General features: G+C 70.3%; 18 protein-coding genes. 3 read left to right on the forward strand and 15 right to left on the reverse strand.

What is annotated here, in order from left to right; genetic code table 11:
• Positions 1-143: 143 nt before the first annotated feature.
• From M5C98_RS04315 to M5C98_RS04325, 3 genes are all read right to left on the reverse strand, one after another.
• Entirely contained in the window at positions 144-1,049 is a 906-nt protein-coding gene (locus tag M5C98_RS04315; protein WP_272551189.1) for a 5'-nucleotidase, read from the reverse strand.
• 28 nt (positions 1,050-1,077) lie between these two features.
• Positions 1,078-2,313, reverse strand: coding sequence for a type II secretion system inner membrane protein GspF (gene gspF / locus M5C98_RS04320; protein ID WP_272551190.1), 1,236 nt, complete (start codon positions 2,311-2,313; stop codon positions 1,078-1,080).
• Positions 2,314-2,436: 123 nt separating this feature from the next.
• The gene (locus M5C98_RS04325; protein WP_272551192.1) at positions 2,437-3,456 is read right to left on the reverse strand and encodes an LLM class flavin-dependent oxidoreductase; all 1,020 of its coding nucleotides are present in this window, start codon (positions 3,454-3,456) and stop codon (positions 2,437-2,439) included.
• A gap of 185 nt (positions 3,457-3,641) precedes the next feature.
• Here M5C98_RS04325 and M5C98_RS04330 point away from each other — a divergent pair, with 185 nt between their 5' ends.
• Complete coding sequence (locus M5C98_RS04330) at positions 3,642-4,238, forward strand: peptidoglycan recognition protein family protein (RefSeq protein ID WP_272551193.1); 597 nt, start codon at positions 3,642-3,644, stop codon at positions 4,236-4,238.
• A 9-nt stretch (positions 4,239-4,247) separates the two neighbouring features.
• Complete coding sequence (locus M5C98_RS04335) at positions 4,248-4,640, forward strand: hypothetical protein (RefSeq protein WP_272551195.1); 393 nt, start codon at positions 4,248-4,250, stop codon at positions 4,638-4,640.
• Between the two features lie 9 nt (positions 4,641-4,649).
• On the opposite strand, the gene M5C98_RS04340 is transcribed toward M5C98_RS04335, so the two are convergent.
• The 10 genes from M5C98_RS04340 to gspG form a co-directional block, all read right to left on the reverse strand.
• Positions 4,650-6,011, reverse strand: a complete 1,362-nt coding sequence (locus M5C98_RS04340; RefSeq protein WP_272551196.1) for a GspE/PulE family protein — start codon at positions 6,009-6,011, stop codon at positions 4,650-4,652.
• Between the two features lie 4 nt (positions 6,012-6,015).
• Positions 6,016-8,427 carry a type II secretion system secretin GspD gene (gene gspD / locus M5C98_RS04345; protein ID WP_272551197.1) on the reverse strand — a complete coding sequence of 804 codons (2,412 nt, stop codon included), beginning with the start codon at positions 8,425-8,427 and terminating at the stop codon, positions 6,016-6,018.
• Positions 8,428-8,431: 4 nt separating this feature from the next.
• On the reverse strand, positions 8,432-9,247 hold the full coding sequence (gene gspN, locus M5C98_RS04350; RefSeq protein ID WP_272551198.1) for a type II secretion system protein N: 816 nt from the start codon (positions 9,245-9,247) through the stop codon (positions 8,432-8,434).
• A gap of 49 nt (positions 9,248-9,296) precedes the next feature.
• Positions 9,297-9,893: a type II secretion system protein GspM gene (gspM, locus tag M5C98_RS04355; RefSeq protein ID WP_272551199.1), complete on the reverse strand. Its 597-nt coding sequence runs from the start codon at positions 9,891-9,893 to the stop codon at positions 9,297-9,299.
• Positions 9,890-11,125, reverse strand: coding sequence for a type II secretion system protein GspL (gspL, locus tag M5C98_RS04360; protein ID WP_272551200.1), 1,236 nt, complete (start codon positions 11,123-11,125; stop codon positions 9,890-9,892). The genes gspM and gspL overlap by 4 nt, the downstream gene beginning before the upstream one ends.
• 56 nt (positions 11,126-11,181) lie before the next feature.
• Positions 11,182-12,180, reverse strand: a complete 999-nt coding sequence (gspK, locus tag M5C98_RS04365; protein WP_272551201.1) for a type II secretion system minor pseudopilin GspK — start codon at positions 12,178-12,180, stop codon at positions 11,182-11,184.
• On the reverse strand, positions 12,177-12,863 hold the full coding sequence (locus tag M5C98_RS04370) for a PulJ/GspJ family protein (RefSeq protein ID WP_272551202.1): 687 nt from the start codon (positions 12,861-12,863) through the stop codon (positions 12,177-12,179). The genes gspK and M5C98_RS04370 overlap by 4 nt, the downstream gene beginning before the upstream one ends.
• 1 nt (position 12,864) lies before the next feature.
• Positions 12,865-13,248: a type II secretion system minor pseudopilin GspI gene (gene gspI / locus M5C98_RS04375; RefSeq protein ID WP_272551204.1), complete on the reverse strand. Its 384-nt coding sequence runs from the start codon at positions 13,246-13,248 to the stop codon at positions 12,865-12,867.
• The gene (locus tag M5C98_RS04380) at positions 13,245-13,682 is read right to left on the reverse strand and encodes a pilus assembly FimT family protein (RefSeq protein ID WP_272551205.1); all 438 of its coding nucleotides are present in this window, start codon (positions 13,680-13,682) and stop codon (positions 13,245-13,247) included. Before M5C98_RS04380 ends, gspI begins: the two co-directional genes overlap by 4 nt.
• A gap of 78 nt (positions 13,683-13,760) precedes the next feature.
• On the reverse strand, positions 13,761-14,138 hold the full coding sequence (gene gspG / locus M5C98_RS04385) for a type II secretion system major pseudopilin GspG (protein ID WP_272553150.1): 378 nt from the start codon (positions 14,136-14,138) through the stop codon (positions 13,761-13,763).
• Between the two features lie 122 nt (positions 14,139-14,260).
• Here gspG and M5C98_RS04390 point away from each other — a divergent pair, with 122 nt between their 5' ends.
• Positions 14,261-14,704, forward strand: coding sequence for a general secretion pathway protein C (locus tag M5C98_RS04390; RefSeq protein ID WP_272551207.1), 444 nt, complete (start codon positions 14,261-14,263; stop codon positions 14,702-14,704).
• Positions 14,705-14,818: 114 nt separating this feature from the next.
• Here M5C98_RS04390 and M5C98_RS04395 read toward each other — a convergent pair whose 3' ends face one another.
• Together M5C98_RS04395 and M5C98_RS04400 are read right to left on the reverse strand one after the other, a co-directional pair.
• A complete protein-coding gene (locus M5C98_RS04395) occupies positions 14,819-15,403 on the reverse strand; it encodes a histidine phosphatase family protein (protein ID WP_272551208.1) in 585 nt (194 codons plus the stop codon).
• On the reverse strand, positions 15,400-16,212 hold the full coding sequence (locus tag M5C98_RS04400; protein ID WP_272551209.1) for an adenosylcobinamide-GDP ribazoletransferase: 813 nt from the start codon (positions 16,210-16,212) through the stop codon (positions 15,400-15,402). The genes M5C98_RS04395 and M5C98_RS04400 overlap by 4 nt, the downstream gene beginning before the upstream one ends.
• Positions 16,213-16,262: the final 50 nt, after the last annotated feature.

Below are 16,262 nucleotides of genomic sequence, written 5' to 3' on the forward strand. Positions count from 1 at the left end.
TGTTGTCACAGATGGTGGAGCCGGCCGGTTTTGCAATCGGGAACCGCAGGGTTTCACCGGCGGTTGCAAAGGTTTGCGCTTCTTTGCCTGTCGGCACGCGCTCGACAGCCTCTCCAACCACCCTTCAACCGGCGCCAACCGACTCAGCCGGGATTGGAAATGCCGCTGTTCACATGCCCCGAAGGGACGTGCCGCGCCGCCGAGGTGACGTGGCCGGTCTGGTCGTCGAAGAAGAAATCGGGCTCGAACTCGCGCAGAAACCCGCCCTTGTCCAGCCCACCCAGGAACATGGCCTCGTCCACGGCGATGTTCCAGTTCATGAGCGTCTGGATGGCGCGCTCGTGCGCCGGCGCGCTGCGGGCGGTGACCAGGGCGGTGCGCAGGCGCATGCCCGACGAACTGCCCGCCGCCTGCTGCAGGCGGTGCAGCGCGGCCAGCAGGGGTTTGAAGGGGCCGTCGGGCAATGGCTGCGCGGCCTTGTCGGTCTCGTGGCGCTGGAAGGCGGCGAGCCCCTGCGCCTGGTACACGCGCTCGGCCTCGTCGGAGAACAGCACGGCGTCGCCGTCGAAGGCGATGCGCACCTCGTGCGGATTGGCGTGGCTGGCCTGCACCGATTCGGTCAGCACCCGCGCGGCCGGGTAGCCCAGCTGCAGGGCCTGGCGCACGTCGGCCTCGTTGGCGGACAGGAACAGGTGTGCGCCCAGCGGCCGCAGGTAGCGGAACGGATCGCGCCCCTGCGTGAACACGCCGCGCTCCAGCGGCACATGCGCCGCGCTGGCCGAGCGGAAGATGCGCATGCCGCTCACCGGGTCGTTGCGCGACAGCACCACCACCTCCACGCGCTGGTGGCCGGGTTCGTTGAAGGCCAGCAGCTTCTTGACCAGCGAAAACGCCACGCCCGGGCGCGCCGGCGTGTCCAGGCGGTCGAGCTGCAACTGCATGTAGGTCTGCGGCTGCAGCGGGTCGAACAGGCGGTTTTCCTCCTCGAAGTCGAACAGCGCGCGCGAGGAGATGGCGACGACGAGCTTGTCGTCCAGCGTCATGGCCATGGCGGGCTCCGGCGGCGGCGTGGGCTGGTCATTTGACGAATTGGTTGAGCTGGATGATGGGCATGAGCACGGCCAGCACGATCAGCATGACGATGAGCCCCATGGCGACGATGAGCAGGGGCTCCAGGATGGTGGCCAGCTGCAGCGCCCTGCGCTGCACCTCGGTGGACAGCTGCGTGGCGGCGCGCTGCAGCATCACGGGCAACTGGCCGGTCTGCTCGCCCAGGCGCGCGAACATGGCGACCAGGCCGGGAAAGCGCTTTTTCTGCGCCATGGCCGAGGCCAGCGGCGCGCCCTCGCGCACCAGCACCAGCGCGTCGAGCGCATCGGCGCGCATGGCGCGGTTGTTCAGCGTTTCCGCCGCGGCCTGCAGCGCCCGCAGGATGGGCACGCCCGCGCCGGCCAGCATGGCCAGTGTGCCGGCGAAGCGCGCCGCGTTGTAGCCGCGCGCCAGCTTGCCCACCAGCGGCAGTGTCAGCCACACGGCGTCGAACTTCTCGCGAAATCGCGGCTGCGCCAGGGCATACCTTGCCCCGAATGCTATAAAAATAAGAGCGATCAGCGCTGCCCAGCCGTAGTGGCGCACGGCGTCGCTGAGGGCCAGCATGGCCACGGTGAGAAAGGGCAGCGCGCGCTTGGTGCCGGCGAACACGGCCGCCACCTGGGGAACCACATAGCCCACGAGGAACAGCACGATCACGATTGCCACCAGGGTGACGATGGCCGGGTACAGCGCCGCGCCGACCAGCTTGGCCTTGAGGGCCTGCCGGTCTTCCAGGTCGTCCGCCAGGCGCTCCAGCACCAGCCCCAAGTTGCCGCTGTGCTCGCCGGCGCCGATCACTGCGCAGTAGATGGACGAGAACTCGCGCGGGTGGGCGGCGAGGGCGCGGGCGAAGGTGGAGCCGGCATTCACCTCGGCGCGCAGGGTGGCGACCAGATGGCGCTGGCGTTCGTCGTCGGCCTCGTCGGCCAGGGCGGTAAGGGCCCGCTCCAGCGGCAGGCCCGAGGCGACCAGTCCGGCGAGCTGGCGCGTCCAGATCGAGAGCGCCGTGGCGCCGAACACGGGCCGCGTGAAAAGCCGCTGGCTGAACGTGGTGGCCTCCCCGCCGGTCGGGCCCTGGCCCGCCGCGAGCGCCTCCACGGCCATGGGCACGAGCGCCTGGGCCCGCAGCAGGCTGCGGGCGGCCTTGGCGGTGTCGGCTTCGATGGTGCCTTTGCGGGTCTGGCCCTGCGCGTCGAGGGCTTCAAAGGAAAAGGCGGGCATGCGGTTCAGTCAGGGGCGGCAAGGTGGTGGCAACGGGGCGGTGCGTGATGGTAGCCGCTGCCGGTGGCAGGCCGATGTCGCGCAGCGGTGGGTGGCCCTGAAGCCCGCCCGCCGCATGCCCGCTCACTCCGCCCGGTTGGCGGCGGCCACGATGTCCAGCGACCGATGGCGCAGCGCCGGGTCGTACACGTCGGTCACCAGCATGAACTCGTCGGCACGGGTTTCCTCGGCCAGCGCGCGCAGGCCGGCGCGCACCGTGTCCGGCCCGCCGATCACGCCGGCGGCCAGGAAGTCGCCGATGGCGGCACGCTCCTGGGGAGACAGCCGCGCCGCGAAGTCCTCCACGGGCGGCTGCAGTTGCAGGCGGTTGCCGGTCAGGATGCCCAACACCCGCTGGTAGGTGCTGCTGGCGAGGTATTCGGCCTCGGCATCGGTCGGGGCGGCGATCACCGGCACGCCCACCACCACGTAGGGCGCGGCCAGCGTGGGGGAGGGGCGGAACAGCCGGCGGTACAGATCGATCGCCTGGTGCAGCATGCGCGGCGCGAAGTGCGAGGCGAAGGCATAGGGCAGGCCGCGCTCGGCCGCGAGCTGGGCCGAGAACAGGCTGGAGCCCAGCAGCCAGATGGGCACCTCGGTGCCGGCGCCGGGCGTGGCCACGAGGCGCTGGCCGGCCTGCACGGGCCCCAGCAGGCGCTGCAGCTCGGCCACGTCGCGCGGGAAGTCCTGTTCGGTCTCCACGCGGTCGCGGCGCAGGGCACGCATGGTGGGGCCGTCGGTGCCGGGCGCGCGGCCCAAGCCCAGGTCGATGCGGCCGGGGTACAGCTCGGCCAGCGTGCCGAAGGCCTCGGCCACCACCAGCGGCGCGTGGTTGGGCAGCATGATGCCGCCCGAACCGACGCGGATGCGCTGCGTGGCGCCGGCGATGTGGCCGACCAGCACGGCCGTGGCCGAGCTGGCGATGCCGGGCATGTTGTGGTGCTCGGCCAGCCAGTAGCGCGAAAAGCCGAGCGATTCGGCATGCTGGGCGGTGCGCACGGCGATCTGCAGGGCCTCGGCCACCGTGCCGCCTTCGCGCACGGCCACCAGATCGAGCATGGAGAGGGCGGGGAATCGTTGCGTGGGGCGTTGCGGAGAGGTCATGCGGGCGATTGTGGGGCGCCGGCCAAACCTGTGCTCGCCCATGGACATCCACTCATACCGCCGATGGACAAGGCCGTCTCGCGCAGGGTCGGCGCCTTGTAATATTCGGCCCCCAAGGGAGGGGTGATCGCCTCAATGGCAAATCACACGATCAACACAATGCGGCTCCGACCGCAACGACTTCTATGAAAATTGTCGATGGAATGATTCATGGCTCACGGATATTGCACAACCGTTATTCGAATCTTGAGCATGGCGAATTGTCGAGCGTCAACGGCATCATCCTGCACCAGACCAACAGCACTACCGCCTTTCCGACGCTGCTGGCCTATTACTGGCGCAGCGTGGGTGCGCACTTTCTCATCGCGCCTGGCGGGATGATTTACCAGACGGCGCGAATGGATCGGGTTTGCTTCCATGTCGGTGCAATCAAGTCCAAGTGCAGGGTGACCCATACCTGCACCCCAGACCAGACCAAGGCACTGAAAAGCATCCTGGCTTCGTCTTTGCCGCAGAAGGACAAGGACTTTGCGATACACCAACTGGAAATGAAAAAACCGGCCCATCTCAGGTACCCGAGCAATCTGGATTCCCTGGGCATCGAAGTCGTGGGCGCCTCGAAAGATGATCAATACGCATCGCCGACTGCCGCACAAAACGCTGCCAGCGTGTGGCTCATCGACGCCTTGATGCAGCACCTCAACCTCAAACGCACGGCGGTTTACCGCCATCCCGAGGTTTCCAGAAAACTGGAATCGGAAGCCTCTCAGGTCGCGTATTGAGTTCTTGAGATGAAGAAAAAAGCATTCTTTCTCTTTGTGTTGCCGGTGCCGCTGGCCGCTTGCATCGCCTATCTGTGGATCACCCATACGCCGCATGTGCACGCTGTGCGAATAGAGAAGGTGGTCAAGGTGGATATGGACCCCGACACCGCTTTGATGTGTGCCGGCTTTGAGATGAACGTCGAGCAGTTCAATGAAAAGTTCAACCAGGCCAAGCACTTCTGGCAGTTGTTCCTCGATGATTACTCATGGCTGCCTTGCTACTACAAAACCACCATCGAAGGCAAGGAGTACCGGCTGCGCGCCGGTGGATTGGCGGAGGTCGTCACCGCAGAGGGCGATATCACCTACTTTGATTGGGGCGACGGACCAGTTGATCACCAAAAGTACTCCGCTCCGTGAAGCGCCGCTTCAATCCCGCGTGACGCGCAGCACTTCCTCGGGGCTGGTGATGCCAGCGCGCACCAGGCGCTCGCCGTCGTCGCGCATCAGCGTCATGCCGCCGGCCAGGGCCGTGGCGCGCAGTTCGGCTTCGGAGGCCTGGCTGTGGATCTGGGCGCGCAGCGTGTCGTCCACCACCAGCATCTCGAACACGCCCGTGCGGCCGCGGTAGCCGCTGGGGTCGGACGGATCGAGCTTGCGCACCAGGCGCTGGGCCAGCACGCCGAGCAGCGAGCTGGACAGCAGGAAGGGCTCCACGCCCATGTCGGTCAGGCGCGTGACGGCGCTGGCGGCGTCGTTGGTGTGCAGCGTCGCCAGCACCAGGTGGCCGGTGAGCGAGGCCTGGATGGCGATCTGCGCGGTCTCGAAATCGCGGATCTCGCCGATCATGATCACGTCCGGGTCCTGGCGCAGGATGGCGCGCAGGGCCTTGGCGAAGGTGAGGTCGATCTTGGCGTTCACCTGCGTCTGGCCCACGCCCGGCAGCTCGTATTCGATGGGGTCTTCCACCGTCATGATGTTGCTGCTGGTGGCGTCCAGGCGACCCAGCGCCGAATACAGCGTGGTGGTCTTGCCCGAGCCCGTGGGCCCGGTCACCAGGATGATGCCGTGCGGCTGGTGGATCAGGCTGTCGAAGCGGCGCAGGGTGTTGCCCTGCATGCCCACGGACTCCAGGCTCAGCTTGCTTTCGCTCTTGTCCAGAAGGCGCAGCACGGCGCGTTCGCCATGGGCGCTGGGCAGGGTGGACACGCGCACGTCGATGGCGCGGGTGCCCAGGCGCAGGCTGATGCGGCCGTCCTGCGGCAGGCGCTTTTCCGAAATGTCGAGGTCGGCCATGATCTTCAGGCGCGAGATCAGCGCGGCATGCAGCGCGCGGTTGGGCTGCACCACCTCGCGCAGGGTGCCGTCCACGCGAAAGCGCACGCTGGAGTGGCGTTCGTAGGGCTCGATGTGGATGTCGCTCGCGCCGTCGCGCGCGGCCTGCGTGAGCAGCGCGTTCAGCATGCGGATGATGGGCGCGTCGCCCGCCGACTCCAGCAGGTCTTCCACCGCCGGCAGCTCTTGCATCATGCGCGAGAGGTCGGCATCGGATTCGACCTCGCTTACCACGGTGGCCGCGCTCGATTCGCCCTGCGAGTAGGCCGCGCTGATGCGCTGCGCCAGCGCGTGGGCATCCAGCGGCATGAGCTCGCGCACGGCGTACTTGCGCAGCACCTCCGACAGGGCGCCGGCATCGGGCGTGGGGCCGTGCCACAGAACGGTGGTCTGGCCGTCGTCCTCGAGCAGCAACTGGGCAGTGCGCGCGAACGCGTAGGGAAGCGGGTGGCGCATGGGCTTACTGGGGACTGAGCTTTTCCGGGGGCGCGGTGTACTCGTCGGATGGCGAGGTCACCGGCCGCGGAAGGGCGCGCTGCTCGGGCGCCAGCGGTGCGATCGGCGCGGTGCGCAGCGGTGCCTGCGGCACCAGCGGAGTCGTGGGTGCGGTGGTGTCGCTGCGCAGCGGCGGCAGCACCGGCGCATCGGACACGCTGCGCATCACGGTGCTGGGCGCGGGCTGCGTGTTCTGCTGCAGGGCGCGGATGGCCTCGTAGCGGTCGGCCATCACGGCGTCGCTGGTGGCGGCGTCGCGGATCACGAGCGGGCGCAGGAACACCATCAGGTTGGTCTTCTTGCGCGAGCGGTTTTCGTTGCGGAACAGGCCGCCCACCAAAGGCAGGTCGCCCATCAGCGGCACCTTGTCCTGGCCGAGCGCGTAGCGGTCTTCCAGCAGGCCGCCCAGCACGATCACGCTGCCGTCGTTCACCAGCACGGTGGATTCGATCGATCGCTTGCTGGTCGTGGGGCCGTTGGCGGCAGTGAGCGTGCCGTCGTTCACTTGAGAGACTTCCTGATACAGCGTGAGCTTGACCAGGCCGTTCTCGTTGATCTGCGGTCGCACGCGCAACATCAGGCCCACGTCCTTGCGCTCGACGGTGGTGAACGGGTTGACGGTGCTGCTGCCGGTGCTGTTGGCGTAGGAGCCGGTCACGAACGGCACGTTGTTGCCGATGATGATCTGGGCCTCTTCGTTGTCCAGCGTCATCAGGTTGGGGGTGGAGAGCACGTTGGCATCGCCCGTGTTCTCCAGGAAGTTGGCCAGCGCGCCCAGGTAGTAGTTGCCGTTGATGCGCGGCGCGATGGCCACGTTCATGCCGTTGCCCAGGCTGCTGCCGCTGGAGGTGAGGGCCGACGCGATGCTGGTCGAGTTGCCGCTGGCCGCCGCCAGGGCGAGGTTGATGATGTTGGAGCCGCCGCCCTGCGTGGAGTTGGTGCCGATCACGCCCACCGTGCCGCTGCCGGTGTTGCCCACCACGCTTTGCCACTGGATGCCGAACTCCGCCACCTTGTTGGCCGCGACTTCCACGATCAGGCTTTCCACCAGCACCTGTGCACGCCGGCCGTCGAGCTGGTCGATCACGGCGCGCAATTGCCGGAACTGCGGCTCGGGCGCGGAGATGATGAGCGAATTGGTCGTCGGGTCGGCCTGGATCTGCCCGCCGGTCGAGGGCTGGTTGCTGTTGGACGAATTCCCCAGGCTGCTGGCGTTGCTGCCCAGTCCGCCACCGCTGCTGCTGCTACTGCTCCCACCGAATGCGGAGTTGTTGCTCATGGAGCTGCCGCCCCCGGTCTGCGACATGCCGCCGCCCGAGAGGCCGGTGGAGCCCAGCCCTGAACCCGTGGGCGCGCCGGACGTCGCTCCCGAGCCCGAAGACCCACTGCCCGTGGCCGACGACAGCGCCGCGCGCAGGGTGGCCGCGAGCTTGGTGGCGTCGGCGTTCTTCAGGTACACCACGTGGATGTTGCCGCCGGCAGCGCTGCTGCCGGGCGTGGGCGGCTGGTCGAGCTTTTGCACCAGCGACCGCACGAGCGCCAGGCGCGCCGGGTTGGCCGCCCGCAGGATGAGCGAGTTGCTGCGCGGCTCGGCCAGCAGCGTGGTGCGAAACGATGTGTCGGACTGTCCCTGGGCCACGGCCGGCACGGCCCCGGCCGCCGTGCCGCTGCCCTCCAGCAGCCGCGACACCAGCGGCGCCAGTTCGGTGGCCAGCGCGTTCTGCAGCGGGATGACCTCCACGTCGCTGGCGTTGGAGACGTCCATCGCCGCCACGATGCGCGCCAGGCGCTGCAGGTTGTCGGCGTAGTCGGTGATCACCAGCGAGTTGTTGCCGGGGTTCACGTTGATGGTGTTGTTGGGGCTGATGAGCGGGCGCAGCACCGGCACCAGGTTGGCCGCGTTCTCGAAATTGAGCTTGAAGATCTGCGTGACGATCTGCCCCCCACCCCGCGTACCGCCGAGACCGCTTTCCGACACGTTCACGCTGCCGGCCTGCAGCTTGGCATCGGCCTCGGGCACGACCTTGTACAGGCCCGCGGCCTCCACCACCGTGAAGCCCTGCAGCCGCAGCGCGGCCAGGAACTGCTGGAAGGCGGCGGCGGGCGTCACCGCGCGTTCGGTCACCAGGGTGAGCTGGCCCTTCACGCGCGGGTCCACCACCACGTTGCGGCCGGTGATGGTCGCCATGGTGCGTGCCACGGCCTCGATCTCGGCGTTGGCGAAGTTCAGCGTGACCGGCTCGCCGGCGCGCACGCTGCTGGTGCCGGTGCCCACGGCCGTCTGGGCCTGGAGCGTGCCGCCCGCGCAGGCCAGCAGGGCCCCAGCGGCCAGGGAGTGAAGCGCGAACCGCAGGCGTTGCGAAGTCAAGGAAGTCATAGGGTCAACCCACGGTGATGATGGAGCGCGCGCCGGTGCGCCGCCCGATGATATTGAGGAGATTGGCCAGCGCGCCCTCGCGCTCGGGCGCTGCGGTGGCCTCGCCGGTGAAGCGCAGACGCTGGCCCACCCACTGGCCGCTGCCGGACAGGCGAAGGGCGCCGTCGAGCGTGGACAGCGCCAGGGTGGGCGCCTGCCCGCCCTGCAGCACCAGCCGGTAGCTGCCCATGGGGCGCAGCGTGGACAGGCGCGAGGACATGTCCAGCGCATCGATCTGCGCCTGCCCGTCCACCACCAGGCGGCCGGCGGACCAGTCGAACGAAAGGCTCTGCGTGCCCAGGGCCAGCTGGCCCTGCGGCTGCAGCGTGTTCCAGGGCGTGCCCAGGCCGGCGAGCACGGCGGCCGGCCACTGGCTGCGGCCGTCGGCCACGGTCACGCGGGCACCGCCCCAGTGCGGGCGCAGCCGCAACTGCACCGGCTGGGGCGTGCAGCAATCGGCCCGCAGTTCGGCACGGGCGCCGTTCCACGCCGGGCGCAGGCGCCACTGCAGGCGGCCGGGCAGGGCGGCCTGGTCCTGGCTGCCACGCCCGCCGGTCAGCACCACCTGGGCCGAGCCGGTCCACACCGTGCCGCGTGCCTGCGCCAGCAGCACCTGCCCGCCGCTGGCCTGCTCCACGGCGCTGGCCAGCCACTGCGCGGGCGCGAAGACCAGCAGTGCCGGCAGCGCGCCCAGCAGCACGCCGGCCAGCGCCCAGCCGCGCGGCGAGCGCGGTACGGCGGAGCCGGCAAGGGAGGTGCGGGGGGCAGGGTGGCGGGACAAGGTGGCGTTCAAAAAAGGATTCGGGAAAGCAAAGGCATCGAAATACGGATCAGCCCGGCGGCAATGCCAGCACCAGCGTGCCGTCCCACCGTGGCATGTCGGGGGCCGCAGGCTGGTTGGACAGGGCCGCTGGCGGCTTGTTGGCGGCCGTGGGACCGACCACGGCCGTGCTGCTGCGCGCCAGGCGCGCCTCGATCGGCACGGTGCGGGCATTGGTGCGCGCCTGCGACAGCCACAGGGCCAGCGCATCGGCGGGCGCTCCCTTGAGCGTGACGGTGGCGCGGTCGCCCAGCACCGCCATCTGCGCGGTGGTGCCCAGGCGCTGCGTGAGCGAGCTGCGCAGCACCTGGGCGGTGTCGCCCAGCGGCGCGCGGGGTGCGCTTTGCAATTGCAGCGCCTCGGCCTGCAGCGACTGCATGTGCTGCAGTTGCGCATCCAGCTCGGCGTGGCGGGCAGGCGCGCTGCGCAGGGTCTGCAGCGCGGGGGCGATCGCCACCCACCACAGCAGCGCGGCGGCGACCAGGCCGGCAGCAGCCAGCGCCAGCGATTGCTCGCGCGGAGCCAGGGCGTTCCAGCGCGCTTTCAGGGGCGCAGCTGCGCTGTTGTTGGAGGAAGAGGGAGAGGAGGCAGGTGCGGGGCGCTTCATGGCTGGCCTCCGGTGCGCAGCAGCCACTGGCCGTCCTGCATTCGCGATGAATAGCCGGCGGCGGACAGGCGCTGGTTGGCGCTGGCCAGCGCTTCGGCCGGCAGCTCGAGCCCGCGCAGGCGCAGGTCGCCCGCGCTGTAGTCGAGTGCCGTAGGCAGTTGGCCCGGCGGCAGCGCGGCGCCCGCGGCGGCCAGCATGGGTTCGAGGTCGCGCGGCGAGACGCTGCCAGCGGCCTGGCGCAGCTGGGCGAGTTCGCGCTCCATCTGCACGGGCGCATCGACCACCACTTTCACCTGCGGAAAGGTCTGCGTGAGCGCGGCACGCACGCCAGCCTGCTTGGCCTCCAGCGCCTGGCGCTCCTGCCAGGCCCAGGCATTGAGGCCCACGAGCTGCGTGGCCACCAGCACCCCGAGGGCCCAGCGCGCGGCGCGCCATTGCGGCGCGCGCGCGAAAGTGCCCAGCGTGCTGCCGGCCTTGCGCAGTGCACGGGTGCGGCCGCTGCTGGCCAGGTCGAACTGTGCCAGGTCCCACTCGCCGCGTGCGGCGTCCAGGGCGCGCTGGCTGGCGGTGTAGATCACGGCGGGGCGGCCCAGCATCTGCTCGGCGAGCGCGGCCACGGCGGGCTCGGCGCGCACCGCAGGGGGCTGCTCGGCCTCGGCCATCGCGCCCGTGAGCTGCAGGGCCATGGGCGACAGCGGCACCACCACCACGGCCTGGTCGGGCCCCTGTGCGGTGGCCACCAGTTGCGCGTCTTCGGGCGTGCCCACGGCGAAATAGCCGGGCGCGCCGCTGGCGGTGGGGCCGGGTGCCCATTCGGGCACCACGCGCTGCACCGGGCGGCCGGCGGCTTCCAGGGCCTGGAGCGCGGCGCGCAGCCAGGTCCGGTCGCACACGGCAACCCAGGCGGGCGCGCCGGGGCGGGCCCCGGGCTCCAGCGCGAAGTGCAGCGCGGCGGGGTCGTCCAGCAGGCGCTCTTCGAGCAGCCCTTCGAGCACGGCGCGCAGGCGCGGCGCCTGCGCGCCGGCACCGGGCGGCAGGGTCACGCGCTGCCATGACAGGGCACGGGCCGGCACCACGGCCACCACCTCGCCGGCGCGGCCGGGGTCGGGCAGCAGCGCGGCGGTCGTGCTCGCGTGTCGTGTGGCGGTGTGGCCGTCGGTGGTCAGCGTGTAGCCGTACTCGGTGGCCGGCCCCGGGTGGCCCGGGGGCAAGGAAAGGATGAGGGTGCTCATGGATGGGTTTCGCGGGCCATTTTAGGGGCGTGGCATGACGGATCGCGCGGCCGGGGTCAGCGGGTGGCCACGGCGGCGTCGTTGCGCGCGAAGACCCCCCGTTCGCGCCACAGTGTGCGGGCTTCGCGGCCGGCCTTGTAGACCAGGGAGCGTTCCTGCACCACGGTGCTTCCCAGCCGCAGCCGGCCGAGCACTTCGTAGTACGACGAGGAGACGGTGTGCGTGGTGGTGTCCATTTGCGCGGAGCCGCTCAGCAGCTTGCGCGCGTCTTCCTCGTTGCGAAAGTGCCGCGCCTCGCGCGCCTGCACCAGCTGCTGCGCGCCGGCCATGTCCAGCCCCTCGATGCTGGCCTGCAGCACCTGGGCGCTGGCCGTGTTCAGGTTCACCCGCGTGCTGCGTGGCAGCACGGTGGCGTAGGGCTCCAGCGCCGCGATGGTGGCGGCGTCCACGCCCAGCCAGGACAGCTGCGACAGGGTGCGCGGCATCAGGGGCGCATTGCTCGCATCACCGCCCGTGGCCTTGGCCTGGCGCAACCCGTCGGCCAGCAGGTTCAATTGCTGGCGCGGCAGGCCGAGCTGCTCGAAAAGGCGGGTGAACTGGCGCAGGGGAATTTCCTGCACCGCGTTGCCGTCCACCAGGTTGAAGAGGTTCAGGCGAGACTGCAGGTCGATGATCCGGCCGGACAGGAAGGCATCGGCCGTGTCGGTGCTCGCGTCCTCGGGCTGGCTCACGTTGCGGTCGGCCGCGAGGAAGGTGGACAGGCGCGCTTCTTCCAGCGGCACGGCCCAGGGCTCGGCCAGGTGGTCGGTGCCGTCGCTGTCGCGCGCGGCAGCGTCCTCGCGCAGGATGAGCCGCGACCAGTCGAGCGCGCCCGCCAGGATCCATGCCGACTGTGCCCGCGCCCGTTCGGCGGTTTCCACCTCGACCGCGCGCCACTGCTGCCACATGGCCGCGGCGGCGAACGTGGCCACCAGCGTCACGGTGAGCATGGCGGCCAGCAGCGCCGCGCCGCGTGCTGCGGGGCGGCGGCCGGGCGTGCGGTGGGCGCGTGTCATGTCTTGCCTCCGCCGTTCACCGGGTTGACCCAGTCGCGGGTGAGCGTGCCCGCCAGCGCCCGGCCGGAGGGCAGCGTCAGCTGCAGCCGCACGCCCTCGGGAATATTGGTCGCCGCCGTCGGGCCCTGCGATTGCGGCAGGTTGGCGGTCGTCTCGCTGCTGGACAGGGCGTTGTACCAGGCCCCGTCGCGGTAGTAGTAGATCTGCCAGTTCACCAGCGGCATGAGCACGGTCTCGGTGCGACGCTCTGCCTCGCCCGGCGTGCGGGCCCATTGCGCCGCGCGCTGCCAGGCCTCGCGCCATTGCGCCCGCGTGCGCACCGGCAGCGACTGCCAGCGCAGCCATTGGTCGATGCCGTTCACGTTGCGCCGCGTCCAGGCCACGACCACCGGGCCCTCGTCGGGCTCGGCGGTGCTGCGGCGCGTCATGCGCAGCACCTGGCCGTCCCAGTCGAGCGGCTCGGTCTGGTCGATGGCCTGCAGGGCATCCAGGTCGGTGCCCCACTGGGCGAGCGCCGCCTGGATGACGAGCAGGCCGTCGGCCCGCTCCCGCGTCTGCTCCTGCGCGCGCACCATGCCGTCGAGTCCGCGCCAGCTCATGATCGCCAGGATCGCCATGATGGCGATGGCCACGAGCAGTTCGATCAGCGTGAAGCCGCGCGAAAGCCGGGTTCGGTGGCCCATGTCAGTACCTCCCCACGATGGTGGACAGGCGCAGCACGGAGTTCTGCCCGTCGGACACCTGGGCATCGACCCGGCGGAACTGCGGGTTGGGCGTGGGCCGCACGACCAGCGTGACGTCGTAGCGGCGCCCGGCCTGCTCGCAGGCCAGCGTGCTGTCGCCGATGGGCGGCATCTGGCGCGACAGGCGCACCTTCACGAGTTCGTTCTCGGCGCACAGGTGGGCCAGCAGCACGTCGGTCTGGCGCGCGGCGTTGCGCGTGAGGGCCGACGTGGCCTGCAGCCCCGCCATGAGCGCGATCGCCACGATGGCCAGCGCCACCATCACCTCGACCAGCGTGAAGCCGCGCTCACGCGGCCGGGGATGCCCGCCGGGGCGGCCCGTCATGGCGCGGGCTCCACGGCGAAGGGCCGCAGACCGTCGGTGACCACGCGCACCGCGCGCCCCGGGTGGCCCTGGTTGGCCAGCACGACCTGCTGCGGGCCGATGAGCGGCTCCGGCCCGAGCTGCAGCAGGCCCGGCCCCAGCACCTGCGTGCCAGGGTCCAGCCAGGCACCGGGCGACGGATTGCCCGGCAGCCCTTCGAAGCGAAAGCCCCCGGCGAACGCGCGCCATCGCACCCTGGCGCCGGAGGCCCGCGATTGCGCGCGCGCTGCCTCCAGCAGCGCCGAAAGCCGTTCGCCCTCGCGCTCCAGCAGGGTCTGGCCGTTGTCGCGCAGCGCAAAGCCGACGCCGGCGGTGGCCAGCGCGATGATCGAAACCACCACCAGCAGCTCGAACAGGGTGAAACCCCGGGCGCGGCGGAAAGGGTGCGGGGTCACAGGATATCGATCGCCACAGGGCCTGGGGGCGGTGAGTTCATGGGCGCCGCGTCAGGCTGCGGCCCCGTGGGGCGGCCGTCACTGCCAGCTGCCGATGTCCGCATCCTTGCCCTCGCCGCCGGACTGGCCGTCGGCCCCGAACGACATCACGTCCACTTCGCCCTTGATGCCGGGGCTGAGGTACTGATAGGGGCGTCCCCACGGGTCGTTGGGCAGTTTGTCCAGGTAGGGGCGCCAGTTGCCGGGCGCTGGGCCCGATGCGGGCTTGGCGATGAGCGCCTGCAGGCCCTGCTCGGCCGTGGGGTAGCGCTGGTTGTCCAGGCGGTACAGCTTGAGGGCCTGCACGATGTTGGTGATGTCGGTGCGCGCCGCGGTGCTGCGGGCGTCGTCGGCACGGTCGAGCACGTTGGGCACGATGAGCGCGGCGAGCACGCCGATGATCACCAGCACCACCATCAATTCGATCAGGGTGAAGCCGGCCGCCAGGCGGCGGCGTGCGGTGCGTGCAAGGGAAGAGGCGTGTGAATTCACTGAGGGGCGACTCGGGTAAGGCAGATGCGGTCAATCATAATCGTGCGATGGTGACAAACACATACGGCAGGTGGGGCGTGCGCCTGGGCACGATGGCCCTGTGGGCGCTGGCAGGCGCAAGCGTGGTCTATTGGGGCCTGCGCCTTTCGGCCCGGCCGGCGGGGCCCGGCGTGGCGGCGGCAGCGCCCGCGCCGCTCGCTCCCGATGCCCAGGCCCTCGCGCGGCTGTTGGGCGCAGGCCCTGCAGCGCCAGCCGCGCCGGCGGTGCGCGAACCCAGCCGGTTCGCGCTGGTCGGCGTGCTGGCCGGCACCTCCAGCGGCGGCGGCGCGGCCTTGATCGCCGTGGACAGCCAGCCGGCCAAGCCGTTCCGCGTCGGGGCCACGGTGGCCGAAGGGCTGGTGCTGCAGGCCCTGGGCCGCCGCCAGGCACGCCTGGGGCCGTCGCACGACGGCGCGGCCACGGTCACGCTGGAAATTCCGGACAAGCGATAAGCGGAGTGGAAGGGGGGTCAGCGAGGATCGCGGGTAACAAATGAAAATCCATGAAACCCCGTGACAAAGACCCCCGGATTCCGGTCCGCTGCGAACGTTTGGCGCAAAACGTTTTCAGGCCGAGGGTGCCTCCAGCGGTACCGTGGCCCATTCCCCATAGCCCGTCGCGGCCACCGGCCATTCGTCGGCACGCGGCATGCGCCCGGGATGGGTCTGCAGCCATTGCACGCAGCGCGCCACGCCGGCATGGGTGATCCACAGCACATCGCCACGGCGGTCATGCGATAGCTGGCGCGCCTCGGCCAGCGCGGAGTCCACGCGCTGCAGCATCGCGACCAGGCTGTCGCCGCCGCTGGCGCGGGGGGCGTCGAAGTTCATCGTCCATGCATCGATCTCCGCCCGGGCAATGGCATCCCAGCCGCGGCCTTCCCAAGTGCCGAAATCCATCTCGGCGATACGGGCGTCGGGCTCACTGGCCAAATCGACCCTCATCGCAATCAGGGCGTACGCAAGCTGCTCACATCTTTGTAGCGGCGAGTGGCGCATGGCCGCGAACGTGCCAGGCAGCGCGTCGGCCAGCCGGCGGGCGGCATCGGCCGTCGCGGCAGGGTCTGCGGGCACATCGAGTGCGCCGTAGCAGACGCCCGGCGCCACGAGCGGCAGGGCGTGCCGCACCAGCCACAGGCGCCGCAGCGTCACCGCAGGCCCTGGCCGAGCGCGATGGCCGCGCCCAGGTAGATGGCGATTTCGCCGACCTGCTGGGTGGCGCCCAGGCAGTCTCCCGTGAACCCGCCCAGCCGCCGCACGAACCAGCGGCGCATCCACAGCGCAGCCAAGGCGCTGGCAGCGATGGACGCTATCAATACAGTAACGCCCAGCGCATATCCCATCAGCGCCAGAGGCCCCATCGACCACAAGAACGCCGTGGCCAGCGAACGCCCGCTGATCTGGTCTGCCAGCGGCTTGCTCTTGGAGGTGGCCGTGTCGCCCACATGGGCCAGGGTGCGTACCAGCAGCAGGGGCCAAAAGCGCGACAGCACATGGGCTGCGGCCAGCACTGGCAGCACCACGCCCAGGCCGCCCGCGCCCAGCAGCGCGAGCAAGGCCAGCTTGGCGGCGAGCGCCAGCACCAGCGCCATGGCCCCGAAGGCGCCGATGCGCGAGTCCTTCATGATCTCCAGCGCCCGCTCGCGCTGCAGGCTGCCCCCCAGGCCGTCGGCCACGTCGGCCAGGCCGTCTTCATGGAAGCCCCCGGTGACCAGCACGGTGGCCACGGTGCTGAACGCCGCACACACCCAGGGCGCGGCCGGCTGGGGCCCCAGAGCCCACCCGAGCGCGGCATACACCGCCGCCGCGGCAGCAGCCACCAGCCAGCCCACGCCCGGAAAGTGCCCGGCGCTGGCGCGCAACAGGGCCGGGCTGTAGCCCACCCAGGCCGCAGTGCGGCCGGTGACGGGAATCCGGGTGAAGAACTGCACGGCCAGCAGATAGTGGCGAAGCGCCTGCATTTTGTTTGCTACTAAATTAATAGCTATATGCCCTAGTCCTTATTGCGCTG

This window comes from Acidovorax sp. NCPPB 3576, from assembly GCF_028473605.1.
Lineage (GTDB): Bacteria > Pseudomonadota > Gammaproteobacteria > Burkholderiales > Burkholderiaceae_C > Paracidovorax.

Bases quoted from the DNA above. Each gene is read 5' to 3' on its own strand.
- M5C98_RS04315 (WP_272551189.1), bottom strand. From the start codon at position 1,049: ATGGCCATGACGCTGGACGACAAGCTCGTCGTCGCCATCTCCTCGCGC.
- gspF (WP_272551190.1), bottom strand. From the start codon at position 2,313: ATGCCCGCCTTTTCCTTTGAAGCCCTCGACGCGCAGGGCCAGACCCGC.
- M5C98_RS04325 (WP_272551192.1), bottom strand. From the start codon at position 3,456: ATGACCTCTCCGCAACGCCCCACGCAACGATTCCCCGCCCTCTCCATG.
- M5C98_RS04330 (WP_272551193.1), top strand. From the start codon at position 3,642: ATGAAAATTGTCGATGGAATGATTCATGGCTCACGGATATTGCACAAC.
- M5C98_RS04335 (WP_272551195.1), top strand. From the start codon at position 4,248: ATGAAGAAAAAAGCATTCTTTCTCTTTGTGTTGCCGGTGCCGCTGGCC.
- M5C98_RS04340 (WP_272551196.1), bottom strand. From the start codon at position 6,011: ATGCGCCACCCGCTTCCCTACGCGTTCGCGCGCACTGCCCAGTTGCTG.
- gspD (WP_272551197.1), bottom strand. From the start codon at position 8,427: ATGACTTCCTTGACTTCGCAACGCCTGCGGTTCGCGCTTCACTCCCTG.
- gspM (WP_272551199.1), bottom strand. From the start codon at position 9,893: ATGAAGCGCCCCGCACCTGCCTCCTCTCCCTCTTCCTCCAACAACAGC.
- gspL (WP_272551200.1), bottom strand. From the start codon at position 11,125: ATGAGCACCCTCATCCTTTCCTTGCCCCCGGGCCACCCGGGGCCGGCC.
- gspK (WP_272551201.1), bottom strand. From the start codon at position 12,180: ATGACACGCGCCCACCGCACGCCCGGCCGCCGCCCCGCAGCACGCGGC.
- M5C98_RS04370 (WP_272551202.1), bottom strand. From the start codon at position 12,863: ATGGGCCACCGAACCCGGCTTTCGCGCGGCTTCACGCTGATCGAACTG.
- gspI (WP_272551204.1), bottom strand. From the start codon at position 13,248: ATGACGGGCCGCCCCGGCGGGCATCCCCGGCCGCGTGAGCGCGGCTTC.
- gspG (WP_272553150.1), bottom strand. From the start codon at position 14,138: ATGGTGGTGCTGGTGATCATCGGCGTGCTCGCCGCGCTCATCGTGCCC.
- M5C98_RS04390 (WP_272551207.1), top strand. From the start codon at position 14,261: ATGGTGACAAACACATACGGCAGGTGGGGCGTGCGCCTGGGCACGATG.
- M5C98_RS04400 (WP_272551209.1), bottom strand. From the start codon at position 16,212: ATGCAGGCGCTTCGCCACTATCTGCTGGCCGTGCAGTTCTTCACCCGG.